Origin of the sequence: Propioniciclava sp. MC1595 (genome assembly GCF_017569205.1) — a bacterium.
Lineage (GTDB): Bacteria > Actinomycetota > Actinomycetes > Propionibacteriales > Propionibacteriaceae > Propioniciclava.
Genome location: NZ_CP071870.1, coordinates 725,027 through 750,411, shown reverse-complemented (window position 1 = coordinate 750,411; position 25,385 = coordinate 725,027). Strand labels below are relative to the sequence as shown.

General features: G+C 66.5%; 23 protein-coding genes. 12 read left to right on the top strand and 11 right to left on the bottom strand.

What is annotated here, in order from left to right; translation table 11 throughout:
- Positions 1-71: 71 nt before the first annotated feature.
- From J4N02_RS03465 to J4N02_RS03450, 4 genes are all read right to left on the bottom strand, one after another.
- Positions 72-212, bottom strand: a complete 141-nt coding sequence (locus J4N02_RS03465; RefSeq protein WP_188334599.1) for a hypothetical protein — start codon at positions 210-212, stop codon at positions 72-74.
- Position 213: 1 nt separating this feature from the next.
- Positions 214-1,269: a hypothetical protein gene (locus J4N02_RS03460; protein ID WP_208091108.1), complete on the bottom strand. Its 1,056-nt coding sequence runs from the start codon at positions 1,267-1,269 to the stop codon at positions 214-216.
- 1,738 nt (positions 1,270-3,007) lie between these two features.
- Complete coding sequence (locus J4N02_RS03455; RefSeq protein ID WP_188334593.1) at positions 3,008-3,271, bottom strand: hypothetical protein; 264 nt, start codon at positions 3,269-3,271, stop codon at positions 3,008-3,010.
- Between the two features lie 83 nt (positions 3,272-3,354).
- Positions 3,355-3,723 carry a DUF6973 domain-containing protein gene (locus J4N02_RS03450; protein ID WP_188334592.1) on the bottom strand — a complete coding sequence of 123 codons (369 nt, stop codon included), beginning with the start codon at positions 3,721-3,723 and terminating at the stop codon, positions 3,355-3,357.
- 158 nt (positions 3,724-3,881) lie between these two features.
- On the opposite strand from J4N02_RS03450, the gene J4N02_RS03445 reads away from it, so the two are divergent.
- A complete protein-coding gene (locus tag J4N02_RS03445) occupies positions 3,882-5,138 on the top strand; it encodes an IS256 family transposase (RefSeq protein ID WP_188334591.1) in 1,257 nt (418 codons plus the stop codon).
- 250 nt (positions 5,139-5,388) lie between these two features.
- Here J4N02_RS03445 and J4N02_RS03440 read toward each other — a convergent pair whose 3' ends face one another.
- Positions 5,389-6,261, bottom strand: a complete 873-nt coding sequence (locus J4N02_RS03440; RefSeq protein WP_208091107.1) for a hypothetical protein — start codon at positions 6,259-6,261, stop codon at positions 5,389-5,391.
- Between the two features lie 351 nt (positions 6,262-6,612).
- On the opposite strand from J4N02_RS03440, the gene J4N02_RS03435 reads away from it, so the two are divergent.
- Positions 6,613-7,188: an AI-2E family transporter gene (locus tag J4N02_RS03435; RefSeq protein WP_188334590.1), complete on the top strand. Its 576-nt coding sequence runs from the start codon at positions 6,613-6,615 to the stop codon at positions 7,186-7,188.
- Here J4N02_RS03435 and J4N02_RS03430 read toward each other — a convergent pair.
- Positions 7,113-8,287 (bottom strand): IS3 family transposase gene (locus tag J4N02_RS03430; RefSeq protein ID WP_223202706.1). Its coding sequence is split into 2 segments (ribosomal slippage): positions 7,113-8,008 and positions 8,008-8,287, totalling 1,176 coding nucleotides; the frame shifts between segments, so codons are not numbered across the junction. The two genes, J4N02_RS03435 and J4N02_RS03430, sit on opposite strands and share 76 nt — an antisense overlap.
- On the opposite strand from J4N02_RS03430, the gene J4N02_RS03425 reads away from it, so the two are divergent.
- Positions 8,286-9,101, top strand: a complete 816-nt coding sequence (locus tag J4N02_RS03425; protein ID WP_188334589.1) for an AI-2E family transporter — start codon at positions 8,286-8,288, stop codon at positions 9,099-9,101. The two genes, J4N02_RS03430 and J4N02_RS03425, sit on opposite strands and share 2 nt — an antisense overlap.
- Entirely contained in the window at positions 9,076-9,714 is a 639-nt protein-coding gene (locus J4N02_RS03420) for a potassium channel family protein (RefSeq protein ID WP_208091106.1), read from the top strand. Before J4N02_RS03425 ends, J4N02_RS03420 begins: the two co-directional genes overlap by 26 nt.
- A 34-nt stretch (positions 9,715-9,748) precedes the next feature.
- On the opposite strand, the gene J4N02_RS03415 is transcribed toward J4N02_RS03420, so the two are convergent.
- The 3 genes from J4N02_RS03415 to J4N02_RS03405 form a co-directional block, all read right to left on the bottom strand.
- The gene (locus J4N02_RS03415; RefSeq protein ID WP_188334587.1) at positions 9,749-10,144 is read right to left on the bottom strand and encodes a hypothetical protein; all 396 of its coding nucleotides are present in this window, start codon (positions 10,142-10,144) and stop codon (positions 9,749-9,751) included.
- An 86-nt stretch (positions 10,145-10,230) separates the two neighbouring features.
- Complete coding sequence (locus tag J4N02_RS03410) at positions 10,231-11,583, bottom strand: M20/M25/M40 family metallo-hydrolase (protein WP_188334586.1); 1,353 nt, start codon at positions 11,581-11,583, stop codon at positions 10,231-10,233.
- Positions 11,584-11,615: 32 nt separating this feature from the next.
- Positions 11,616-12,971, bottom strand: a complete 1,356-nt coding sequence (locus J4N02_RS03405) for an anaerobic C4-dicarboxylate transporter family protein (protein ID WP_208091105.1) — start codon at positions 12,969-12,971, stop codon at positions 11,616-11,618.
- A gap of 358 nt (positions 12,972-13,329) precedes the next feature.
- Between J4N02_RS03405 and J4N02_RS03400 the strand changes: the two genes are divergently transcribed.
- Entirely contained in the window at positions 13,330-13,902 is a 573-nt protein-coding gene (locus J4N02_RS03400; RefSeq protein WP_188334584.1) for an HdeD family acid-resistance protein, read from the top strand.
- Between the two features lie 255 nt (positions 13,903-14,157).
- A complete protein-coding gene (locus tag J4N02_RS03395) occupies positions 14,158-14,652 on the top strand; it encodes an HdeD family acid-resistance protein (RefSeq protein WP_208091104.1) in 495 nt (164 codons plus the stop codon).
- A gap of 120 nt (positions 14,653-14,772) precedes the next feature.
- On the opposite strand, the gene J4N02_RS03390 is transcribed toward J4N02_RS03395, so the two are convergent.
- Positions 14,773-16,137, bottom strand: a complete 1,365-nt coding sequence (locus J4N02_RS03390; RefSeq protein ID WP_188334583.1) for a DUF2252 domain-containing protein — start codon at positions 16,135-16,137, stop codon at positions 14,773-14,775.
- A gap of 939 nt (positions 16,138-17,076) precedes the next feature.
- Here J4N02_RS03390 and J4N02_RS03385 point away from each other — a divergent pair.
- The 5 genes from J4N02_RS03385 (at position 17,077) to J4N02_RS17330 (ending at position 23,455) form a co-directional block, all read left to right on the top strand.
- The gene (locus tag J4N02_RS03385) at positions 17,077-19,800 is read left to right on the top strand and encodes a cation-translocating P-type ATPase (protein WP_208091103.1); all 2,724 of its coding nucleotides are present in this window, start codon (positions 17,077-17,079) and stop codon (positions 19,798-19,800) included.
- A 199-nt stretch (positions 19,801-19,999) separates the two neighbouring features.
- Complete coding sequence (locus J4N02_RS03380; protein WP_208091102.1) at positions 20,000-21,730, top strand: IS1634 family transposase; 1,731 nt, start codon at positions 20,000-20,002, stop codon at positions 21,728-21,730.
- A 239-nt stretch (positions 21,731-21,969) separates the two neighbouring features.
- Positions 21,970-22,356 carry a PLDc N-terminal domain-containing protein gene (locus J4N02_RS03375; protein WP_208091101.1) on the top strand — a complete coding sequence of 129 codons (387 nt, stop codon included), beginning with the start codon at positions 21,970-21,972 and terminating at the stop codon, positions 22,354-22,356.
- The gene (locus J4N02_RS16725) at positions 22,357-22,857 is read left to right on the top strand and encodes a hypothetical protein (protein ID WP_223202692.1); all 501 of its coding nucleotides are present in this window, start codon (positions 22,357-22,359) and stop codon (positions 22,855-22,857) included.
- Positions 22,748-23,455: a phospholipase D-like domain-containing protein gene (locus J4N02_RS17330; RefSeq protein ID WP_397421805.1), complete on the top strand. Its 708-nt coding sequence runs from the start codon at positions 22,748-22,750 to the stop codon at positions 23,453-23,455. Before J4N02_RS16725 ends, J4N02_RS17330 begins: the two co-directional genes overlap by 110 nt.
- On the opposite strand, the gene J4N02_RS03365 is transcribed toward J4N02_RS17330, so the two are convergent.
- Entirely contained in the window at positions 23,343-24,017 is a 675-nt protein-coding gene (locus J4N02_RS03365; protein ID WP_188334498.1) for a DUF1269 domain-containing protein, read from the bottom strand. The two genes, J4N02_RS17330 and J4N02_RS03365, sit on opposite strands and share 113 nt — an antisense overlap.
- A 209-nt stretch (positions 24,018-24,226) precedes the next feature.
- Between J4N02_RS03365 and J4N02_RS03360 the strand changes: the two genes are divergently transcribed.
- A complete protein-coding gene (locus tag J4N02_RS03360) occupies positions 24,227-25,303 on the top strand; it encodes an FUSC family protein (RefSeq protein WP_188334499.1) in 1,077 nt (358 codons plus the stop codon).
- Positions 25,304-25,385: the final 82 nt, after the last annotated feature.

Sequence of the window (25,385 nt, the reverse complement as noted above, 5' to 3'; positions counted from 1 at the left end):
GCCTCCCACCCTCCCTGATCATAATTTTGGACGCCTCAAACTTATGACCCATTCGGCGCAAGTGCAAGTCCTCATAAGCCAGAGATGCCTGTGTGGTGGTAGACGGCCTGGGCGCCGACCAGGATGAGGCTCGGGAGCTGGTACGTCAGCGCCTCCAGTGCGTCGACGAGGACGCGGCGGGCGGCGACGTACTCGGGGGCGACGGCGTCCATGTCATTCCTTCCACGAGGAGTCGGTCGCGGCCAGGGCGTCCATCAACTGCTCGGCCTCGGCGTCCGAACGACCGGGCAGGGTCAACAGGTCCGCCACCACCAGCGCGGTGGGCGCAAGGGCGACAGGCCCACCAGGGCCGGGCAGGATCCGCTCATCCTGGGGTGCGGCGATGACCACGTTCGCGGTCGACGCGTCGGCCTCCACCAAACCAAGCTGCTCGGCCAGCCTGCGGGGCGACGCCGCATACAGCGCGAGCAGCCGCAGCGGGACAACCGACGTTGTGTCCGGTGGCAGCAGCCTGCGGGCCGCGGCCGAGCCCGTGATCGCCACACCCTCCTTTTCGGCAAGCCGGTCGCTGACCTGGGCCAGCCCTCGCGGCGCGAGCAAGTACCCCACGCCATGGTTGGTCGTCGCGTACCCGTAGTCCTGCACCCAGCGCCGCACCAACGACCGGCGTCGCACGTTCGTCACGGCGCCGCGCGCGTCCCGATCGACGATCCCCTCCGCCGCCAACGTCGCCAGCAGTTTCGACACCGACCCCGGCGACACACCAGCCGCCGAGGCCAACCCTCGGACACCGACGGGAACCGCCCCTACCGACAGCCCCCGGACAACCCGGTTGGTGGCCACCCCGTTCATCCGGACCACGGCCGTGTTCTCAGGGGCCCGAGGAGAACGACTGGCGCCTTCACCCGTCACGAGGATCAACGGATCCTCCGAGACCAGCCGTACCCAGCCCGTCGCGTCGGCGTAACTCACCCCTGCCTCGGTCAGGGCGCGGCGCGTGGCGGGGCCGATGTAGTCGGAGACCAACAGCGTCGGGAGGCCCGACTCCTGCTGCCGCGCGCGAAGGGTCGCGACCAGACTCGCCAGTTGCATGGCACCTGCCCGCTTGGCCTCGACAAGGTACGTCACCCCCACCCCGGCCGGCCCCCGCAACACCAACAGCGAATCCCCCGCCCCCCTGCCCTCGCCGACGGTCAGGTTCGCCTCCCACGAGGGGGGAAGCAGCTCAGCGACCCGACCTCGGCCGTCCTCCAGGATCGTCGTTTCCAAATCATTACCGTTTCTCATCGTGAGAAACAGCCTATGTCTAGAAACATGAATCGGTAAGAGCCAGCGTGCCGCGGACGCCGACGAGGTTCGGGTCGAAGTGGAAGTCGAACTCACTGCCCCGGCCTCCAATCTCGCAGCGTCGCGGCCTCCGGCCTGACGGTCACACAAGCCAGCCATCCCACATAACGAATGCATTCCCCTGTTGGGGGACAGCGTCGCCGCCGACCGCGCGCGGCCCCCATGTGGGGCAGATCAAGGCAGCGCCGCCTGTGGGACCGATGACCGCGATCATCACCCCCCTGAACCACCTCGGCGTCAGATCAAGGGGGTCCTCCGCCTCCTCGCCCTGGGTGACTTGACCGAGGTCGGCAGGTTCACACGCGCGGAACTCGGGCCGCGGCGGTTATGGCCACTCGCCGTCGGGCAGCCGACGCTCAATACATCGGATTCTCTGCATAATCCGATGTAGTAACCGCCGCTCGTTCGCCACACACGACATAGGTGGAGGAGACGCGTGAGGGCAGGTCGGATGCGCGGGACAGACTGCACCGATCGCCGACCTCACGCCACGCAGACGTCAGATCGGATTGCTTCGAGAGGCGCAGCAAGGCCCGGCCGCAAGCCCGACATTGCTGACGCGGTCTGGCTGGCAGATCTGGCCGCATCTCTTCCTGCTTGCCCACTGGCTGGCACTGCTAGAACTGTGATCGGTCAGCACCTGGGGGCTGGCGGTCTGTCATCGTGGACCTGCGCTTCGCCGCCCTCCACAACAACCCGAGGACCAAAAAGATCGAGAGCCCGTAGCCTGCACTGGCAAGCAAGGCCACGTAGCCTTCCACCTCAAGCGAACCAACGTACAGACCGACGCCAAACAACACCACTGCTCCCAGAATCTGTGCAGTCATTGGCACGTCGACTGGGACAGATCCCGCGCTCTTCACCCACAGCCAGCTGGCGAACGAGAGAACAACGGCGATACCTAGCACTATGAGGTCATCTTCAAACTGCGAGTAAACGAGACTGCCCATAGCCACTGCCGCGCTCGCTAGGCGAGCTAGCTAGTTCACCACAGGTCAGGTGCGACTGATCCGTTGTCATGAGTAGAACCCTCCCTGATAGCTATACCCTGTCACACTGTAATAGAATCTGACCCCGTTCTTTCAGTAGAGGGCGGTTTCCGTGGTCTTGTACCAGACATTGTGAATGGTTTATCATCTCCCAACCGCGGCATGACGGTAGTTTGGAGCACGTCAGGCCGCCACACCATCCAATGTCGCGGTGACGCCGACGAACCTTGCGTACGGCGATGTCATAGTCTCGGTAGACGCTCAGACAATTCCAGGGCACCCATCCAGTTCCTAAATCAGCGACGAGTTGTGTAACTCCGGTCAGATCAGAATGCTCCTCATCGCCGGCGGACTCCAACTATGACCCCACGCTCAAGTTATAAGAGCCAGTAATCCACACCCTGAACGTGCGAGTGCCCGCCCGATCGCGGCCGATGACACCCGGACGGGGACTCACTGATCCCGAAGGCCCTTCGAGATCTGAGCGATCGACGCATCGCCCTTGCGGGCCACGGCCACGAAATCGTCGCGAAACTCTCTTGGATGGGTATTCGGCAGGGTGCGCATCCTCCCCGCAGGGCCTCACGACTCCACAGATCGGTTGTCACCTACTCGTGCAGAAACCCCGGTTGCGGCAGCCAGTTCCGCATCAGTGAGACAAACGCCGAACATCACTCCGCCTCGAAGATAGTAACCTCGACGCCTGACTCTAGCTCAGAATGGAGGTACACAGTGAACTCCTCATCGCCCAACAGACATGCGGCCTCTTCGCCCTCCGCGCGACATCTATCAGAAAGCCGGGACATGAGTTCCTCCCAGGAAATCTGCAACTCAAGAGTGGCGCTGAGGCTAGCACCGGAATCACAATCCGGCGTACTCAGGTATCCCACTTGCCCAGGGGATATCTGCAACAGCTCCACGATCGCGGCGTTCATCCGCGAACGACCCGCGGGAGAACATGTAGGGTCTTGAATACATCCCGTGAGAGCACCTCCCCCGAAAACGACTACCAGCCAGACTACGAGGCTCTTCCGCATGCCTTGACGCACGTGAACTTCCCTTCATTAAATAGTCGTTCCGCCGTCTTCCTGAGGCTCAGCATGTACGAATACACTCCGGAAATGGCGACCCTGCGGTTCCCATACTTGTTCTTCATCCAGGTGAGCGTGAAGGCATTGTTCGCCCTGTCTCTGCGACTGTCAGCCCTATTCTCAGCGAAATTGAGCAGCCCGAATTCATGCGCCGCCGCGATACTCCTGGCATGATCGCGCCCCATCACCAGAGACAGCCCCGCGACCCACAAGAAGTGCCTAATTGCGTTCTGCGCTTCCCGGTTACTGTACTTCTTCGTGAGGTTGAGAGCATGAACGGTAACGAGCGCAAACATGGAACATCCAAACTTTCCAGCTGCTTGACAAGCCAAGACCGATAGGGCCTGCCGGGACTGTACGGTCAACGGTGTAACTCCGATCAAGGAGGAACACGATGAGCAGGCAGGTTGAGACGGCCCCAGCGGCTGTGGTGGAGGGAGCCGGAGTGGCTGTGATGACGGAGGCGACTCGGCCGCCGGTGGTGGACCGGGGGCTGGTCGCCCAGCTCGTGGGTGACGCGCAACGCCAGGGCCTGTCGGTCGACGGGGAGGGCGGCCTGCTGTCCGAGTTGACCCGACTGGTGCTGGAGTCCGCGCTGGAAGGCGAGATCACCGACCACCTCGGCTACGACAAACACACCAAGGGCGCCTCTGCGGACGGCAACGCCCGCAACGGCACCCGGACGAAGACGGTGCTGACGAAGGCCGGCCCGGTCACCATCGGCGTCCCCAGAGACCGTGCCGGAACGTTCGAACCAACGATCGTCGCGAAGCGGCAGCGCCGGTTGGGGTCGATCGAGGACATCGTCTTGTCCCTGTCGGCGCGCGGCATGACCCACGGCGACATCAGCGCTCACCTGGCCGACGTGTACGGCTCGGAGGTGTCGAAGACCACGATCTCCACGATCACCGACAATGTGCTCGACGGGATGTTGGAGTGGCAGAACCGGCCCCTGGACCCGGTCTACCCGGTGGTGTTCATCGACGCGATCCACGTCAAGGTCCGAGACGGCCAGGTCGCCAACCGGCCCATCTACGTCGCCCTTGCGGTGACGACGGAGGGCAACCGGGACATCCTCGGCCTGTGGGCAGGAGATGGTGGGGAAGGCGCCAAGTACTGGCTGCAGGTCCTCACGGAGCTCAAGAACCGCGGCGTGAACGACGTCCTGATGGTGGTGTGCGACGGCCTCAAGGGGCTGCCCGAGTCGGTGAACACGGTGTGGAGGGAGACGATCGTGCAGACCTGCATCGTGCACCTGATGCGCAACAGCTTCAAGTACTCCGCCCGGCAGCACTGGGACGCCATCTCCCGGGCCTTGAAGCCTGTCTACCAGGCTGCGACCCTCACCGAGGCCGAGGAACGATTCCTCGAGTTCGCCGAAGCGTGGGGCGACAAGTACCCGGCAATCGTGCGGTTGTGGGAGAACGCCTGGGCCGAGTTCGTCCCGTTCCTCGGCTTCGACCGCGAGATCCGACGCATCGTGTGCACCACGAATGCGATCGAGTCGGTCAACGCCCGCATCCGCAAGGCCGTCCGAGCCCGCGGTCACTTCCCCAACGAGCAGGCCGCGCTCAAGTGCGTCTACCTCGCCGTCATGGCGCTCGACCCCACAGGCAAAGGCAGGGCCCGCTGGACCCAGAGATGGAAGGAAGCCCTCAACGCTTTCGACATCCGATTCGACGGCCGCCTCAGCAGCCCCAGACCAGCATGACAACACAACCCAGTTACACCGTTCGTTTGACAGACCCACCCGTGGGGAATCAGCCCCACCAACCCGGCACGAGACCCCTCTCCCGACAGTCCCCCGGACCACTCCACCCCGGCATCGCCGCTTGCCACGAGAGAATCCAACCCCAGAAACAGAGAATCGGCGAGAGGTTTTCACCTCCCGCCGATTTCCTGTATTTGCCCTAGTCAGAGGCACATTTTGTGCGCGAGAGAGGAGTTGAAGCTCTCTTCTGTCAGCCGATAACGACCCCCTGACAAGGACTTATGCAGATGGATTGCCACTTCGTCACCTTGCCGTGGGGAATACGTGGGGAATCGGGGATAGCACCGCCGATGCGAGGGGAACGCTCGGTAGCACCGACCGCAGGGGAGCTCCGGGGCACCGGCCTTCCGCCAAGTGAACGCACCAGTGAACTCACGACGGCTCTCCGACGTAGCGGTAGTAGAAGCCTGTGCCGCGCCGAGAGGCCCGCGAGGTCCAGTTCCCACCGGAGGTCGCCGAACCGGGGGTGTTCGATGGTGACCTGATCGGGCGCCGACTGGCGCAGGGCGGGGGGTTTCGCGCCAGCTTCTGAGGACCAGGTGTTGCGGAACCACAGGTGCGGCAGAACGTGGATCCTCGCGGAGTCGGGCCCGGCATTGGTGAGGCTGATCTCCATCAGGACGTCGTGGGGGCCGGCTTTTGCGTAGGCGACGTCGACGACCCAGTACCGGTCATCGTCGAACACCCCGGTGTCGAGCAGTTCGTACTCGGGCTGGTCACGGTCACGGCGGCCGTTCTCGGTGACCAGGTCCTGGTAGGGGAACTCGGCCTGCGGGTAGTGGTACCGCCAGCGCAACCAGGAGTGACTCGGCACGGCGTCGAGGAACCACCAATACTCCTTGACATCCTCCCCGTGGTTTCCCTGCGGCCCGGTCAGCCCGAACATCCGTTCCTTCAGGATCGGGTCTCGCCCGTTCCACAGCGCGAGCGCCAGGCAGGAGAGCTGTTCGGAATCGCACATCCCGGCGAGGCCGTCCTCGCCCCACCGGTACGCGCGGGAACGGGCGTGGTCATGCGGGAGGTAGCTCCAGGCGTCGCCGTCGGCACTGTAGTCCTCGCGCACGGTTCCCCAAGCGCGTTCCGAGAGGTAGGGGCCCCAGTCGTACCACGGGGTCGCGTCCCTCAGTCCGTCCTCGGGATGCCCGAAGGACTCAACCCGCTGCCGCTCAACACCGCTCATGGCACCTCATTTCGCCGGACCGCTCAGGGGAAGGATGCCCCACCTCCGGCCTCGGCCGCAGGCTGGCAGCCGAGATTGACAGGGATCTCCCCGGGCCGCGAGATCGGCGGCACCTCTCCATGCCAATGTCTTGTGGGACGATTCGGGTTCGATTGCTCGTCGGCCCGGTACGGATTGCGAAAACTGCTGGCGGCAATCCCTGACGTCACCGTCCCGAACTCCTACGCTACGCACATGGCCGAACAGCAAGTGCCCGTGTCGCCGGTTGAAGGCGAACCGCAAGAGCGCGTCATAGCCCCGACGGGGGAGCAGCGGGCATCATCGCAGCCTGGCCTGGTTCCGCCGGAGGTGCCGACGCCGGTGACCCCTCGGCTGCGGGTTGATCTGACCCGGTCGTTCACGTGGGGGTTCACCGCGACCGCGGGTGCGCTGGTCGCCCTCTGGCTGGCGACCGGGGTGGCGACTTTGGCGAGCGTGGCGGTGTCGGTCGCCTTGGCTGTGTTCCTCGCGCTCGCACTCAACCCGGTGGTGGGGTGGTTGCAGCGGCACCGGTTGAGTAAGGCGATGGCCATTACGGTGGTGTTCGCGGGATTCGTCCTGGTCTTCGCTGGTGTCATCTGGGTGGTCGTGCCGATGGTGGTCACTCAGATCGGGGCGTTTGCGGCCGCGGTCCCGCAGTACTTGACCGACATGCGGAACAGGGGTCCGCTGAAGGTTTGGTTGACCTCCGGGGTTTATGCCGCCAGTGTAGCGGTTGGTTTCATGATGAGTTCGAACTCGACCGGGGTGAGTTTCCCGAGCCTGCGTTGACGGCGTTTCCGGTGGTACTTCCCCTCGATCCAGGACACGATCGCCAGCCGCAGTTCCTCTCGTGTACTCCAGGACCGTCGGTCGAGGACGTTCTTCTGCAGGAGCGCGAAGAACGACTCCATCGCGGCGTTGTCACCGCATGCCCCCACGCGGCCCATGGAGCCGGTCAGGCCGTGGCGTTTGAGGGCCTTCAGGAAGCGTCTGGAGCGGAATTGGGACCCGCGGTCGGAATGCACGATCACCCCGGCGGGCCGGCCTCGGTGGGCCACTGCCATCTGGAGCGCGTTGACGGCGATACGGGCCTTCATCCGCGAATCGATCGAGTAGCCCACGATCCGGTTGGAGAACACGTCCTTGATCGCACAAAGGTAGACCTTGCCCTCGCGGGTGCGGTGCTCGGTGATGTCGGTCAGCCATAGCTCGTTGGGGCCGTCGGCGCTGAACTGCCTGTTGACCAGGTCATCGTGGACGGGAGCGCCGGCCTTCTTGTACCGGGTCTTGCGCCTGGTGAACACCGACTGGATGCCAGCGACCCGGCACAGCCGCCACACTCTGCGCTCCGACAACTCGTAGCCCAATTCGGCAATGTCATCGGCCAGGACGCGGTAGCCGCCCTCCGGGTCATCATCGTGGAGCTGATGCAGCACGGCGATCAGCTCACGCTCTTCGGCCTCGCGGGCCGAGACCGGCTGCTTGAGCCACTTGTAGTAGCCCTGCTTGGAGAATCCCAACACCCGACACGCGACCGCCACCGGCACCCTCACGGTGGCACCGACCGCAGCCATCTCCTTCACGAGCGGGTAGATCATTTTGGGGGCGTGATGTGAGCCTGCGACAGATACGCCGCCGCTCGCCGTAGGACCTCGTTCTCCATCTCCAGCTCGCGGATCCTGCGTAACGCCTGGGCCATGTCCTTGCGCTGCTCAGGATCGGTGGTCGGGGTCATCCCGTGGGACTGGAAGCGAGCGTCGCGGACCCAGGCTTGAAGGGTGGTCTTGGCCATCCCCATGTCCTTGGCGACCTGCTTCTGCGGGATGCCTGAGGCGACCAGCGCGACCGCGTCGCGCTTGAACTCGTCGGTGTAAACGATCTTCGGCATGGATGCCATCCTTCCAGCACGACCCTCTCGTGAGAGTCATGCGATCTTGGAGTCAACCAAACCTTCAGCAGTCCCCAGCGCTTGGTTCCAGGCGTTCACGCAGGGCCCGATGCAGGGGTTGTACACCAACATGGTTGCCCAGGTCCAGGCATGGATGTCGAACCCGGAGAACCTGATGGCGGTCGGCGGTGGGGCGCTGGCGGTTGGTGCCGGACTGATCAACGCGATCTCCAGCACGATGATCATCCTGGTCCTGACCCTCTACTTCCTCGCTTCGCTTGACCAGATCAAGGGCGCCCTGGTGCGGTTCGCTCCCGCCTACAACCGCACGGGCCTGGCTAGCCTGGTCGACGAGATCACCGATTCGGTCGGCGCCTACGTCTCCGGCGAGGTGACCTTGGCGGTCCTGAACGCTGCGTTCACCTTCATCCTGTTGAGCCTGCTGCAGATGCCCTTCGCGCCGTTGATGGCCTTCATCGCCCTGTTCGTGACCCTGATCCCGATGATCGGTTCGGTGCTGATGTGGATCATCGCGGGCGTCTTCACCCTGTTCACCTCGTGGTGGGCCGCGTTGATCTTCGCCGTGGTGTACTTCGCCTACATGCAGTTGGAGGCCTACGTCATCACCCCGCGGATCATGTCGAAGCAGGTCGATGTGCCCGGGCCACTGGTTCTGATCGGCGCGATGGCCGGTGGCCTCCTTCTGGGGCTCCTCGGCGCTCTGGTCGCGGTCCCGGTCACCGCGTCGCTGTTGCTGATCCTGAACCGCGTCACGCTTCCCAGGCAGGATGCCAAGCTCCAGCCAGACCTGTAGCGCGCGGCTGTGGCGGATCGGGTCTGCAGGTCGTAGCATCACCCTCGTGCCAACTGGGCGTTTCGTCGATCTTGACGCTGAGCGTCGTCGCCGCGAGTTGATCCTCACGGTTGGGTGGACGATCCTGAGTGGAGCGATCGTGCTCGCCGCCTACTACCTGATCGGGTTCACCAGTGGCTCCGTCTGGACGGTCGTCGGCACCTTGGCGGTCGGCGGGGCACTCTTCGGGATTTCCCTCACACGCCAGTTCCGGATGATCCTGACCGACGACCTCCCCGAACTGCGAGCGATCCGTGCCCTCGGCACCACCGCCGCCGTGTTCCTCGCCGTCTTCGCCGGCACCTATCTCGCGTTCCCGGCCGACTCGTTCAGCCGGCCGCTCAACCACACCAGCGCGCTCTACTTCGCGATCACAGTGTTGTCCACGGTCGGGTTCGGTGACATCACCCCCGAAACCGATCCGGCGCGCATGGTCGTCTCGCTCCAGATGCTGCTCGACTTCGTCCTGATCGGCGTGATCGTGCGCGTCTTCATCAACGCTGCCCGGACCCAGGTCACCGCCGTCGACGACACCGCGCCGCGCGACGGCAACCCGGATTCGGAGTCGACCTAACGCCGGGGACGACTCCCCGAGGGGCGTCCTCAGCTCAGGTCGGTGTGCAGCCCGCGATCGTGGTGGCAGTCGAGACGATCTCGGCGAGTTGCCGCTTCGCAGTCTGGAGGGTCGCCTCCAGTTCCGGAAGGCTCGTCGCATCGGTCACGGTGGCGAGTGTCGTCTTCAGCGCCTCGACCTGAGGGGCGAGCTGGGCCTTCTTCTCCTCGGCGAGGCGTTGCACGGCCTGCCCCAAGGCGGCGGCGTCGGCCTTCACAGTCTTCCAGTCCGTGTGGGCTTGGCCGAGGTTGACTGCCTTCACGTCGTCGGCGACCTTCTGTACCGAGGCAACCAGCGCCGCCTTCGCGCTGCAGACCTCCTCCTCGGCAGCCGAGCCCACCGTTCCCGAAGCAGTGCAACCTGCCATCAACCCGACGGTGAGGACGGCCACCACCCATAGCCGTAAACCCTTCACCCGACACCTCCTCAGGTTTTGTCTCGCGGCACTGCCATAGTGCCGCCGCTTGACCCGCCTTTTCAGGATCTCCTGGCCCCGGCGAGGCGGGTGAGCAGGAGGCACTGGGCGAGGATCATTCGTTGCATCTCGGTGGGGTCCACACTTTCGTCGGAGGCGTGGATGCGGGAGCCGGCAACGTCCTCGGCACCCCACAGGACGAACTCGGCGTTCGGGGCGGCCCGTTGCAGGTTCCGCAGTAACGGGATGGATCCGCCGCTGCCCGCTTCACCGGCGGGCGAGCCGAAGGCCTCGGTCAGGGCCTGACGTGCGGCGGCGTATCCGGGTCCGTCGGTCGGGCACTGGAACGGCGCCGCCGCTTTGGTGCGGCGGACGTCGACCTGCGCCCCCCACGGGGCGTGGGACTCGAGGTGGGCGACCAGGGCGTCGAGTTCCTTCTCGGGCTCGGAGCCGGGCACGATGCGCATCGAGATCTTCGCGCTCGCCTCCGGGATCAGGACGTTGGACGAGGTGGCGATGTCGGTCATGTCGAGACCGATGGCGTTGATCGACGGCTGGGCCCAGAGCAGGTCGCCGACCGGTCCGGTCCCAGTGAGCTGGACTCCGGGCAGGATGTCGGCGCTGGCGCGGAAGTCGTCCGCGCCGAGGTCCTCGCCCGCCCAGGTGGCCCGGGAGACCCCTTCGACAGCGACGTTTCCGGCGTCGTCGTGGAGGGTCGACAACAACCGGGCCAACGCCATCATGGCGTCGGGTGCGGGCCCGCCGAAGATGCCGGAGTGCAGCGGGTGGCTGAGGGTGCGGACCGTGACGACGCAGGCGACGTCGCCGCGCAGGGCGGTGGTGAGGACCGGGTCGCCGACCCGGAGGTTGCCCATGTCGGCGATGACGAACAGGTCGCAGGCGAACAGTTCCGGGTGGGCGTCGACGAAGGCCTCGAGGTTGCTCTCGGTCTCCTCCATGCCTTCCAGGATGAGCCGCAGGGTGCAGGGTGGCTTGCCGTCGAAGACCCGCAGCATGCCGAGGTGGGTGACCAGGCCGCTGATGTCGTCGGCGGCGCCCCGGCCGTAGACCCGGCCGTCGTCCTTGACAGTGGCGGTCCACGGGTCACTGGTCCAGCCCTGCTCGGGCGGGGCCGGCTGGACGTCGTAGTGGGCGTAGATCACCACCACCGGTGAGCCTTCGGGGCCGGCGATCTCGCCGTAGATCGGCGGGTAGCCCGACGGCACGTCCATCAGCCGGGCGTCAGTGAAGCCGGCCGCCCGGAACAGCTCGAGGGTCCGCTGTCCCATCTGCTCCACAGGCGCCGACGGGTAGCCGGGGAAGGCGATCGAGGGAATCGCGATCAGTTCGGTGAGGTTGTCGATGACGCCCGGCATCAGCGCCTGGACCTTGTCGGCGATCTCGGTGGTGTTCATGGGTGGATCCTCACTGAGGTGGGTGGTGTCGGTCAGAAGAACAGGCCGCCGATGAGGGCGCCGGCGGCGATCGTGGTGGCGCTGAGCACGAGCATCGGGATGAAGAAGCTGTGGTCGAGCAGCTTGGAGCCGAGCTTGGTCGTGCCGGTGAGGTCGAAGTTCGCGGCCGCGATCTGGGTGCCGTTGGCGGGCAGGGTGTAGACCCCGCCGAGCGCGCCGGCCCACATGCCGGTGACCAGGCCGGCCGACATACCCGCCGCAAGCCCGATCGGGACGATCGTGCGGGTGGCGGTCGACTGGCTGGTGGTGAGGGCCGCAACGAGGAAGATCGCCAGGGCCAGCATGAACGGCCACTGGGTGACGGTCGCGCCGATGGTGTCGATGATGTAGGCCTGGTGTGCGGAGATGAAGGTCGCGGTGAGCCAGGCGATCCCCAACAGTGCGATCGCCGAGATCATGCCGGCCTTGAACACCGACTGGTCGGGCACCGTCGACACGTTCGGTTTGCCCAGGAACATGATGATCACCCCGATCACGAACATCACCAGGACGATGGTGGTCGTCATCCCGACCGGCTCGCCGCCGGTGTCGGATTCGATCAGCGGGCGCAGGTTCGGGAAGATCCCGAAAAACACCACCGCCACCACGCCGAGCAGGAAGGTGATCGCGGAGTTGCGCCCGCCCGCGGTGTAGGTGAGCTTGCTGGCCGCCGATTCACCAGCTGCGGCCGCGGCTTTGGGTGGCGCGAGCTGTCCTGAGGCGATCTTCGCCTGCACCTCCGGGTCGTCGTCGAGTTCCTTCCACATCCGGTTCACCACCAGGGCGGTCACCACGATACCGATGACACACGCGGGCAGGGTGATGGCCAGGATCTGTCCCAAGCCGAGGTTGTAGGGCGCGACGTAGGTCAGGGTGAGCATCGCCGCCATCGCCGCGGACACCGGTGAGGCGGCCAGCGCGGTCCCGGACTGGACCACAGTGACCGTCATCGGCCGGGCGGGGCGGATGTTGTTCTTGTAGGAGACGTCATAGATGACCGGCAGCAGCGGGTAGATGATGTTGCTCGTCCCGGCACCGATCGAGAACAGGAACGCCGTCAGTGGGGCGATGAACGTGATCTGCTTGGGCCGCTTCTCGATCACCCGGGCAGCGACGGCCACCATCCAGTCGATCCCGCCGGCCGCCTGCATCAACGCCGCGGTCGTGACCACCGCGAGGATGATCGCGATCGCATCCGTGGGCGGATCCCCCGGCGCTTCGCGGAACACGAATACCAACACGAACGTGCCCAGCCCGCCCCACAAGCCGACACCGACGCCACCGGCGCGGGTTCCCATGGCGATCGCACCGAGCATGACCAGTGCTTCCAGGATCAGGTTGATGCTCACGGCCCTTCCCTTCTGATGAGATCGCCCCGCAAGCCACGCGGGGCCAGTGTCGATGTGTTCGCGGGTTCCCGGCTCTCGGGCCGCTCCCGTTCGCGGCGGTGCCCGCCTCGTCGGCCCAACCCCCGAGGTCGTGCCCGACGGCATCCGTGCGGGTCATAGCGAGACCTCTCCGGCGGTGGTCGCCCACATCAGGGAGTGCGCTGGCCAGCCGTCAGCAGAAATCTAGCAAGCGCCGGCCCGCCGCGTCCAGCGTTTTGGTGTCCACAATTGCCGCCTGCGAATCGCCCTCTCGCCTGCGGGACGGAATGCTTCCGGGGTGCCAGACTGTGACGCGTCCGCACGGCACGAGGAGACGCCAATGCCTGCCAGCACTTTCGATACCGACTTCGATAGCGCCGACAAGTCCGTCACCAACGGAATCCGCTCTGCCCTTGGCGTGAGTGGCCTGGTCTCGCTGGTCATTGGCATGCTTATCCTCGCCTGGCCCGACAAGACCGCCATGGTCATCGCCGGGTTCATCGCGGTGTGGGCGGCGATCGCCGGGCTGGCGAGCCTTGGCGTCGGCATCTTCTCCCGCAGCATCGGGGGGTGGCCGCGCGTCGGCTACCTCGTGCTCGGTGCTGTCTTTCTGATCGCCTCGGGGGTGACGTTCGCGAACCTCGGAACCGCCACCGCCCTGCTCGCCACCATTCTGGGCGTGATGGTCGGCATTGTGTGGATCATCGAGGGTATCGTCGGACTCACGCTGATCGGCGACGCAGCATCGAAGGTATGGACGATCATCTTCGCGATCATCAGCATCCTGGCCGGGATTTCGCTGGTCACCTCGCCGCTGTGGGGCGCGGCGTTCCTGTGGTGGCTGCTCGGGCTCTCCCTAGTGATCCTCGGCATCGTCCAGATCATCCGTGCCTTCCGCTTCGGGCACCGCTAGCCCGACGGTTCCAGCTCCTGCTCTCGAGCGACTCCTGAGGCGCCGGGTCGAGGACCCGCACTGATCGGTAGGGCCGGGAATCCTGTCTGGTCTGTGAACAGCCGTGGGCCGCTTGCGATCGAACGCGCGACCCGCAAGCGAGACTGGGGACGCGTCCGTACGGCGGGAGGAGATCGAAATGCCCGTCAGCACGTTCGAAGCCGATCTGAACGATGCCGACAAGTCCGTCACGAACGGAGTGCGCGCTGTCTCGGGGTGAGTGGCCTTGTGTCGCTGGTGATCGGTGTCGTCATCCTTGCCTGGCCGGACAAGCCCGCCATGGTCATCGTCGGGATCACTGCGGTGTATGCGCTGATCGCCGGGCTGGCCAATCTCGGCGTCGGCCTGTTCTCCCGCACCCTGGGGGTGTGGCCGCGCATCGGCTACCTCGCGCTGGGCGCAGTGTTCCTGATCGCCTCAGGGGTCGCGTTCGCCAACCCGGGAACGGCTGCCGCCGTGTTGGCCGGCATCCTGGGCGCGACGGTGGGGATCGTGTGGATGATCGAGGGCGTGGTCGGGCTCAAGCTGGTCAGCGATGCGCAATCCAAGGTGTGGACGATCCTCTTGGCGATCATCAGCATCCTGGCCTGGATCTCGCTGCTCACATCACCTCTGTGGGGCGCGGCCTTCCTGTGGTGGCTGCTCGGGATCTCGCTGGTGGTCCTCGGCCTCGTCCACATCGTTCGGGTCTTCCGGTTCGGGCCCCGCTGAGCGATCCTCCAGTTCCGGCTCTCGATCCGGTCAGGTGCCGAACGGCGTCATCGAACCGAAGGGCATCGGGAGGTCTGGCGATGGCAGGCCCAGGGGTCGGGAGCGCTAACGGTTTCGCCGTCAGCGACTGCGCGGCATGATGTGTGCGCTCACTGCCTCGAAGTCGGCGACGGCTTGCGCGGCGTAGGCGAGGGAGTAGCTGGCGATGGCCTGGTCGAAGGTGTCCGAATCGCCCAGGTAGCTGGAGATCGCGGTCGCGTTGCGGCTCTGGGCGTGGGCCCGCGCCAGGGTTCGGCCGCACACGCTCGCGTAGGCGGTGTAGGCGGCGGTCCCCATGCCGGCTACGTCGATGCCGCCCTTCATGTCGTGGAACTGGCGGACGTAGAAGTCGAACCCGCGGAGGCTGAAGTGGCCCAGGAACGGATCCGAGGACGCCTGGAGGACGTGCTGGTAGCTGACCACCCGGCGGCCCTCCCGGTCTGGTGAGCCGATGGGCCCGAAGAAGTCGGGTTGGCCGACGTGGCCGTGGCTCTCGAGCACGGACTGTCCGGCCTCCTTGATCTGGAGGACCAGCGGCTCGCCGGAGGGTCCCCGCAGCATCAGCAGCAGGCACCGCGTGCCGACACTTCCGACGCCGACCACCCGGCGGGCGATGTCGTCGAGCCGATACTGCGACAGCAACAGGGCCACATCCGGGCGGACGGAGGCGAGATAGGCCGTGACGTAGGCCTGCACGTCCTCGTTGGTGACTGCGATGCGCGTCAGGACCGGTGGATCCTCGACGAACTGTCGCGATCCGTCCTCGAGCGTTGTGGAGAGCTGCTTCGCGACCCGGTCGGAGCTGCTCTTGCGGGCCTTAGCCACCGCGTCGTCGAGAATCCGGCGCGCCTGCTTCGGAGCGGTGTCGCTGGCGCGGTCTGGCACGGTCTCGAGGATGTAGTAGCGCTGCAGGACGGTGAGCTGGACCATCGCAGCCAGCTGTTCACGGTAGGCACGAGCAGCGGTGGCCGCGGCCGCGGTCGCGCCAGTCTCGCCGTGCCCGTTCTGCAACGCGCCCATCGCGAAGCTCACGGCCAGGCGCTTCACGTCCCATTCCCACGGGGCGACGGCGGCCTCGTCGAAGTCGTTCAAGTCGAACACCAGCGTCCGCTGCGGTGAGGCGTAGAACCCGAAGTTGGCCAGGTGCGCATCGCCGCAGGCCACCACGTCGAGCCCGGTCGACGGGCCGGCGGCGAGGTCGGCAGCCATGATCGCCGCGGTGCCGCGGTAGAACGCGAACGGGTCGGTCAGCATCCGCTTCCACCGTAGGCCGATCAGGTCCTGCTGCCGGGTCTGGTTCTGCGCCGAGATGATCGCGAACGGGTCCCGCCCCGTGGCCAGGCTGACCTGGGAATGCGCACTGCGGCGCATCTCCTTGCGGGCCGACAGCCCCCGTTCGGCGGCCTCGGCATCGGTGGAGAAGGAGCTGAAAGCGGCAGTGGTCATGGACGTTCTCCGATCTGGCGAGAGCCCGGCGCTCACCGGGAAGCCTACGACGCTCTCAGGTGGTTGGGAACGGCCGCTCCCGCCGCGCCGGGGTATTCCGTCGATTCGGCGCCCGACGCGGAGCGAGATGATCCCCCCGGTGTGAGCGAAAGGCCGAAGCCCAGGACGACCTTGCCAACAAGTTCGGCGGAAGGCTGTCCACCGGCAGAATCTTCTGGAGGCGAACATGACTGACACTCATCCTTCGGTCGCCGAGCTTGAGGCGCGAATCCGGGAACTCGAGACGGCCAACGCCCAACTGCGCGAGGCCTCCACACCGACGGCGGGGCTTTCCGGGCGCCGTCCCAGACGACTGGGACGCACTATCACGGCGGTTGTCCTGATCGTGCTCGGAGCACTGGTGACCCCCATTGAGATCGTCGGAGGCTGGAGTAAGACGGTGCTCACCGACACCGACTCCTTCGCGGCCACCTATGCTCGGCTCGCGCGGCCACCCGCCTCCGTGAAGCGGCGACCGCAACGGCCCGCCACCTGCGGACCCGCGCGGACGGCCGCGGGCTGTCCACCGAAGCCTTCGGCACGTGGCTGGCCACCTACCGCACCTGGGTGCGCGCGGCGGTGGTTATCGCAGCCGTCCTCGTCCTTCTGGCCAACCGCCCGCTCTCGGTGGGACTCATCCTGGGGACGGCTGCGTGCACCGTCCTCGCGCTCCTCGTCCTGACCCTGCTCGAACGCCCGGCCCAGGCCAGGATCAGTGAAGCCGAGGCTAATAGCCGGCCACCGGTGCGCCCGCCGGCCCAGCGGGGACCCGATCCGGGCGCCGGCGCCTGTCGCGGCGCTACCCGCGAAGCCGGGCGACTGGGTGCAGAATAAACCATGACCAAAGCCCAACCTGTCGCAGACCCGTCCGCACCGCTCGAAGCTCCCTGGGCCAGCGAGGTGCCCGAAGTCTTGGCGGCGGCGGGCAGCAACCCGGAACTTGGCCTGACCCAGCAGGAGGCCGCCCGCCGCCTCGCCGACGTCGGCCCGAACGAGCTCCGATCCGAGCCTGCGCCATCGGCCTGGAAGGTCGCCGTGGCACAGCTCGCCGATCCGATGAACCTGATGCTGTTGGCGGTGGGCGTGGTCAGCCTGGTCATCGCCCAGGTGTCCACGGCCGTGCTGGTGGGCCTGCTCGTGGTGCTGAACCTCGTGTTGGGGACACGGCAGGAGTTGGCAGCGCGGGCCAGCATCGATGCACTGTCCCGGATGCAGATCCCCCAGGCTCGCGTGGTCCGCGACGGCATCCTCCAGCTCATCGACGCCACGTCCGTGGTGCCCGGCGACCTGGTCCAGGTGGAGTCCGGGGACGTCGTGCCGGCCGATGGCCGCGTCCTGCGGGCCGCGACCCTGGAGACCCAGGAAGCTGCCCTTACCGGTGAGAGCGCACCGATCGGGAAGTCCGCCGCGACCCTGGCCGACGCGGGCGTCGCCCTGGGTGATCGGGCCAACATGCTGTTCCAGAACACCTCGGTGACCCGCGGCACGGGGTCCATGGTCGTGACCACCACGGGTATGCACACCGAGGTGGGACGCATCGCCGACATGCTGACCAGCGTGAAGGCGGTCAAATCGCCCCTGCAGAACGAACTCAACAGCCTCACAAGGGTGATCGGCATGCTTGCCTGGGGCGCGGTCGCCGTCATCGTCACGTTCGGGCTGGGACGCGGGCAGAGCGTCGAGGACGTGCTGCTGCTCGGCGTGGCCATGGCCCTGTCGGCGATCCCGACCGGCCTGCCCACTTTCGTCCAGATGATGCTGTCCTACGGCGCCAGCCAGCTCGCCGAGGCCAAGGCGGTGGTGAAGAGCCTTCCGGATGTGGAGACCCTCGGGTCGACCTCGGCGATCAACACCGACAAGACCGGGACGCTCACCCTCAACGAGATGATGGCCTCGACCCTGTATTACCTGGGTCGCTGGTACAGCATCACCGGCGAGGGCTACCGAAAGAGCGGCGAGATCCTCCACGTGGCGGGGGAGGAAATCCCCGACTTCACCCGGCTGAGCCTGGGACTCGCCCTGGCCAGCGATGCCACCGTCTCCGACGCCGGAGAAGTGGTCGGAGACCCGACCGAGGCGGCTCTGGTGGTGCTGGCGGCGAAGGTCGGTGTCGACGCCGAACCGACCCGACGCGAGTACCCGCGGATCGCCGAAGTCCCGTTCGACTCCGACTACAAGTTCATGGCCACCGTGCACGATGTGAACCTCGACGGCACCCTCCGGACGGTGATGCTGGTCAAGGGCGCCCCCGACGTCGTGATCGGGCGCAGCTCGACCGCCCGCCAGGCCGACGGGAGCTCGGCGCCGATCGGAGCCCAGGCCGACGTCATCGCCCGCGTGAACGCCGAGATGGGCGGCAAGGGCCTGCGCGTGCTCGCGTTCGCGATGAAGGAGGTCGGCGGCGCCGAACGGGTCGCCGTGCTGGAGGACCCGATGTCGGCCGTCGCCGGCTTGGACTTCATCGGGCTGGTCGGGATCATCGACCCGCTGCGGCCCTCGGCGAAGGAGGCCGTGCGGCTCGCGCACGCCGCTGGCATCGAGGTCCGGATGATCACCGGCGACCACGCCGTCACGGCCGCCGCCATCGGCGAGGAGCTCGGCCTGGGACCCGGGGCGATCAGCGGCGCCGAGTTCCGGGCCCTCTCCGACCAGGAGGTCCTGGACCGGCTCGACCAACTCCACGTGTTCGGCCGGGTCTCGCCCCAGGACAAGCTCCGGCTGGTCCAGCTGATGCAGTCCACCGGCCAGATCGTCGCGATGACCGGCGACGCCGTCAACGATGCCGCCGCCCTGAAACAGGCCGACATCGGAGTGGCGATGGGCTCGGGCAGCGAGGTCACCAAACAGGCCGGCAAGATGATCCTGACCGACGACAATTTCGGCACCCTTGTGCACGCTGTCCAGCTCGGCCGCGGGGTGTACGAGAAGATCCTGGGCTACATCAACTACCAGATGTCCCAGCTGATCTCGCTGGTCCTGCTCTTCCTGGTCGCCAGCCTGTTCGCCATCAACGACGGGGTCGCCATGTCGCCGCTGATGGTGCTGTTCCTCAACTTCTTCGTCGCCTCCGTCCCGGTCTTCATCATCATCGGCGACCCTGTCGGGGAAGGGATCATGAACCGGCCCCCGCGGGATCCCAAGGTGACCATTGCCAATCGCCGCTCGGTGCTGCGATGGCTGCTCTACGGGTTCGTGCTCTTCCTCACCGCGCTCCTCCCACTCGTCGCCGGACCCGACCAACCACACCCCGACGCCCCCAGCATCTCGATGACCATGACCGCCGTTGTCGTCGCGTTCGCCACCGTGCTCAGCGGCATCTCGCTGCGCCGGATCCGTGAGCCCGGATTCACCGGGCCGTTGAAGACCGCACTCAAGCTCGCCGCGATTCCGCTGGTCCTGACCGTCCTCGCCACCGAGCTCGGCTTCCTCCAGGCCGCGCTGCTCACCACCAGCCTCACCCTCACCCAGTGGCTGCTCTGCGCGGCCCTGGCGGCGATCACACCTGCCGTCATCGAGCTCGACAAGGCCCTCCAGCGGCGCCGTGCCACCGGGTCCGACGCGGTCAGGCCGGAGGACGCCGTGGCACCGGCCCGCGCTCGCGGTTTGGCGAGGAAGGCCGAATGACCTTTGCCGGACCGCAGGGGTGCACGAGACGGTGCATTTCTGCCCGAGTTCCGCAGTTGGTGGGCATTCGGGCGGGTCTGAGCGAGCATCGATGCTTGTCAACGCGATTCGGTGGTTCCGGAACGGCTGAAAACGGTGGGCACACGAATTGTCGTGTCGGGCTTGTGTCCACGGCTAGGGACGCGGTGGAGTGGTGGGCATGTACTTGCGGACCACGCAACGGCGGAACAAGGACGGCAGCATCGTCCGGTACGTGCAGGTGGCGCACAACCGGAAGGTCGACGGGGTCACCCACGCCGAAGTCCTGTTGAACCTGGGCCGGGAGGATCGCCTGGACCGGGACGGTCTGACCCGGCTGGTGGCCTCGATCAACCGGTACCTGGGCGAACCCGCCCCCGCAGCGTTGCCCGGCGACGCCGCCCAGCTGGTCGGTGACCACCTCCACGTCACCGAGTCCCGTCCGATGGGGACGGTGTACCTGCTCGACGGGTTGTGGCGGATGCTCGGCGTGGATGACGCGCTGCGGAAGGCGCTGGGCCCGCGAAGGTTCACCACGGATGTGGAGCGGGTGTTGTTCGCGTTGGTGGCGAACCGGGCGATCGATCCGATGTCGAAGCTGTCGGCTGCGGAGTGGGCCTCCCACGACGCGGCGATCCCCGGCCTCACCTCGATGGATGACGATCAGGCGTACCGGGCGATGGACGTCCTGATCGAGGCGGACGCCCAGGCCAAGGTGCAGGAGGCGGTGTTCTTCGCGGTGGCGAACCTGCTCAACCTCGAAGTCGACGTACTGCTGTTCGACACGACCAGCACCTACTTCGAACGCGACACCGAAGAAGAAGGCGACCAAGCGTTCCGGGTGTACGGCCATTCGAAGGACCATCGCAAGGACCTGCCGCAGATCGTGATCGGCCTGGCCGTCACGAAGGAGGGCATCCCGGTGCGGTGTTGGTGCTGGCCCGGGAACACCACCGATGTCACCGTCCTGCCGCAGGTGAAGGACAGCATGCGGGACTGGCGGCTGGGCCGGGTGGTCACCGTCGTGGACCGCGGCTTCTCCTCCGAAGCCAACCTGCAGTATCTGAAACGGGCGGGTGGGCACTACATCGCCGGGGAACGGATGCGCGACGGCAGCCCGCTGGTGGAGGCCGCGTTGTCGCGGCAGGGTCGGTACTCCCAGGTCCGCGACAACCTGCGGGTGAAGGAAGTGAAACTCGACGCCGCTCCGGACCGCCGGTGGGTGATCTGCCACAACCCGGCTGAGGCCGAACGGGACAAGACCCAACGCGACACCGCCCTGGACCATGTCCGAGCCGAGTTGGAGCGAATCAAGGCACTCCGCGAGCGAGCCGCGAAGACCCCTGCGAAGCCGGCTGGGAAGGCCACGGTCAAGGCGGACGACAAGCCTGTGGAGCCGGCGCATGTGAAGGCCGAGTGTGCCCTGCGCGACCATCCCGCCTACGGCCGGTGGGTCCGCCAACAACCCTCCGGCCGGTTGGTCATCGACCGGGCGAAGGTGACCGCGGAGGAACGCCTCGACGGCAAGTACCTGCTGTCGACCTCCGACCCCGACCTGACCCCCGAGGACATCGCCCTGGGCTACAAGAACCTCCTCGAGGCCGAACGCGGCTTCCGCGACCTGAAGTCCACCCTCGAACTCCGGCCGGTTCATCACCATCTGGAACCGCGGATCCGCGCCCACGTCCTGCTGTGCTGGCTCGCCCTGCTGCTGATCCGGGTCGCCGAACGGTCCACCGACCTGACGTGGCGGCGGATCGCGATCGAGCTCGGCCGCGTCCACGCCGTCACCCTCACCGGGAGTGCCGGCAGCGTCGTCCACGTCACCCCGCTCAACACCACCCAAACCGGCATTCTCGCAGCCTGCAAGGTCACCCCACCCCCCACCGTCACCACCCTCACCCCAGCCTGACAAGGCAAAACGGCGCTTCTGGTGACCTGCGGACGCGTGGGCACACGACCCCACGCACCCAAACCACGCGTTCGACCTAGTCAACCCGCCAATTCAGGCGATTCATCTGCCCACCAACTGCGGAACCCGGGTTCTGTCGCCGGACGCCCCGAGGCCCGACGAACCTGGAGCCGGTTCCCTGGAGAGGAGATGTCGTGGGACCGCCGCTGTGAGTGCCGTGGCGTCGCTAGCATGGCCCGGTGAGCCTCACTGATCTGCTCCTGCACGGAGGCCTGGGTCTGGACCTGGTCGGTCTCGCGGTAAGGCTGACCGCCCTCCTGGTGGTGCCGGTGAACCGGCGACCGTCCTCGGCGACCGCGTGGCTCCTGGCGATCTTCCTGGTTCCCTACCTCGGACTGATGGCCTTCCTGCTGATCGGGAACCCGAAACTGCCGAAGCGGCGCCGCGAGGTGCAGCGGCAGGTCAACGCGATGATCGCCAGCGCCGCTGCGAGGGTCCCCGAGGTTGTCCCGCACCGGCAGTGGCTGGCGTCGATCGCGCGACTCAGCACCAACCTGGGCTCGTTGCCGCTGACCAGCGGTAACGCGGCCACCCTGATCGAGGACTACGAGGATGGCCTGCGGTAGATGGCGGTGGCGGTCGACGCAGCGGAGCGGTACGTGTTTTGCGAGTTCTACATCCTGTCCGTGGACCAGACCACGCGTCCGTTCTTCGATTCTCTCGAGGCGGCCGTGCAGCGTGGGGTCAGTGTGCACGTGCTGTTCGACTTCATCGGCTCCAAGGGTGTGCCGGGCTACCGGGCGACGACCGCGCACCTGGACGCGATCGGTGTCGAGTGGCGTCCGATGGCGCCGGTACAGCCGTTGCGAGGCAAGTACCAGCGGCCCGATCTGCGCAACCACCGCAAGGTCCTGGTCGTCGACGGCAACGGTGGGCTTCGTCGGTTCGCAGAACCTGATCGACCGGTCCTACAACAAGAAGAAGAATCTCAAGCGGGGGCTGCAGTGGCAGGAGCTGATGACCCGGGTCGAAGGGCCGGTCGTGCACTCGATGAACGCGGTCTTCCTGACCGACTGGTACAGCGAGACCGGCGAGGTCCTCACCGACCAGACTCCCCGCCCTGGTGAGGAGCCCGCGGTCCAGGTCGGGGAGCTGGACTGCCAGATCGTGCCCAGCGGGCCCGGCTTCGACAACGACAACAACCTGAAGCTGTTCAACTCGCTGATCTACCACGCTGCGACGCGGGTGAGTCTGACCAGCCCCTACTTCGTCCCGAACGAGTCGCTGATCTGCGCATTGACGACTGCCGCGGAGCGCGGCGTCGAGGTGGAACTGTTCGTCAGCGAGCTGGGCGATCAACCGATGGTCTACCACGCCCAGCGGTCCTACTACGAGGTGATGCTGCGGGCCGGGGTGCGGATCCACCTCCGCCGGAGCCTGGCGACGCGCCTTCTGGACAACCTCGCCCGGCTCACCTCGGCGCTGCAGAGACGGCCAGCGGGTCGCTGCTGCCCGCTGCCACCCGACCGCAGACGCTGGGCCGTCCACTCACGGCCGCTCGCCCGCCCTGCGCACGGTGGATGTCGCGCGGAGGGCGGGCGAGGCTGTCGGCTCAGTCGGTTTTGGCCTGGGCCTTCGCAGCCTTTGCCTCAGCCTTGGCCTGCTTCTTCGCAGCCTTGTCCTCGGCCTTGTCTTCAGCCTTCGCCTCTTTGGCGGCAGCCTTGATCTGGCTGGCGGCGACGCTGTCCACCGTGGTCTCGACCAGCGCATTGGCCGCGGCCATGGCGTTGCGGATCTTCACCTCACCCGGATCAGAGACGAGGGCGACGATTCCCGAGTGACCCGGCACGATCACGTCCTCCAGCTGTTCGGCGAGCTTGCCCTTCTGGTACAGGTCCCTTGCCTTGCCTCCGGCGGCACCGATCGCCCCGGCGACCGCGGCGCTGCCGATGATCGACGGTGGGAAGATCAGCCCGATCACCGCACCACCGACGACGCCCCAGGTGAGGCCCTTCTTCGTGCTGTGATCGGTCGCCTTCTGCACGTGCACCTTGCCGTCCGCCTCGCGCTTGACCACCACGACGCCCTCGATCTTCACCGTGACCCCGTCCGCAGCGGCCTTGAGGTCCTCATAGGTCGCCCAGGCGCTGTCGGTGTCGGCGAAATCGGCGATGAACAGGGAGTACGCCCCGTCGCTCACCACACCGGCACTCACGTCCTCGTCGGTGGCTACGACCGAGGCCTCGTCGTCAACGCTGGTCTCCTGGGGAGTCAGTCCGTCCGTCATCTGCTGCTCCTTCAATGTTCCTGGGAGCGCGGCCGCGCACCCGGGTTGAATCTATACTTCCAATGACTCGGGCGGGGCCTCGATCGAGCCTTGGATCCTCGGGAAACAGGAGGGCGGTCGATCTCGCGTCTCGGGAGGTGGGCAAGCGCTGGCTCGAGGACCACCCACTCACCCGGCAGAGCGTCGCTGTCGCAAGGCTGGAGGCACGCATGGCAGCTTCGGATCGTCCCACAGGCAGAAGTGGGTCGCTGCTGGACCTGGTGCGCGACCCTGAGCTGAAGCCGGACTGGAGCCTGTCGATCCTGTTGGTGGTCCTGCTGGCCGGAGGAATCGCGATCGCGTCGGCTCTTGGTGATCCGGAGCGTGCCGTGTTCACCATCTTTCCGTTCCTGGTCGCGGTCGCCGGCGGGTTGGCCGCTGGCTGGCGCGCCGGGCTCGCGCTGAGCCTGCTCAGTGTCGGCCTGGTGGCGGCCGCCGGGCTGTTCGCCTACTCACCGGTGACGGCGGCGCTCGGGTTTGCCGCCGTTTCACTGTGGATCTCGGTTCCGAGCCGGTTGCAGCCCTCCCCGGCAGTGGGTCCGACCCTGATGTTGGTCTACCTCATCGCGATGGTTACGGCTGCACCTGGCCCTGGGTTGGCGATCTCGTTGCTGTTCGCGCTGGCGGCCGTGGCGGTCGGGATGCTTGTAGTGCCGTTGGTCACGATGCTTCGCCGCAAGACCCGACCCGCTCCAGGCGCTGCCCCGGTGGAGGTGGTGCCACCAACCGACGCAACGATGGCCCACGTGGGTCCCCCTTGGGTGCCGTGGTCCTGGCGAGAGGTGATTGGTCCGGTTCTCGCTGCGGTGGTGATGGCGGCGCTCACCTTCTGGCATTCGGTTACCCCAGGCTTCCAGATGCCGGTGTGGGTGTTGTTGACTTTCATGGTGGTCTACCAGCCTGCGCACCCGGAAACGGTGAAGCGATCACTGCTCCGGGTGATCGGCACGATCATCGGGTTCGCCGGCGTGCTCGTCCTCGGCCTGCTCCCAGGGCCGCTGTCCTACGCGCTCGGGGTCGCAGCCATCGTGCCGGCGATCGCCTATTCGAAACGCTCCTACCTGCTGTCGGTGGCGGCAGGGGCAATCATGGTCGTCACCCTCTACGGCGCCCCCCATGGGGAGTACCTCGCCTGGGGCCTCGCCCGCACCCTGGACACGGCGATCGGGGCAGCGCTCGCGATCAGTATGAGTCTGCTGGTCCGCAGGATCACTCCTGCGACAGCGGTAGCCGGACCGGCACAGTAACCCCGCCGTTGTCGTAGTGGAGGCCCGACCGGGGCGGATTCAGGATGCGCCGCCCCACATGCCGAAGTCGGCCGCCGGGCTG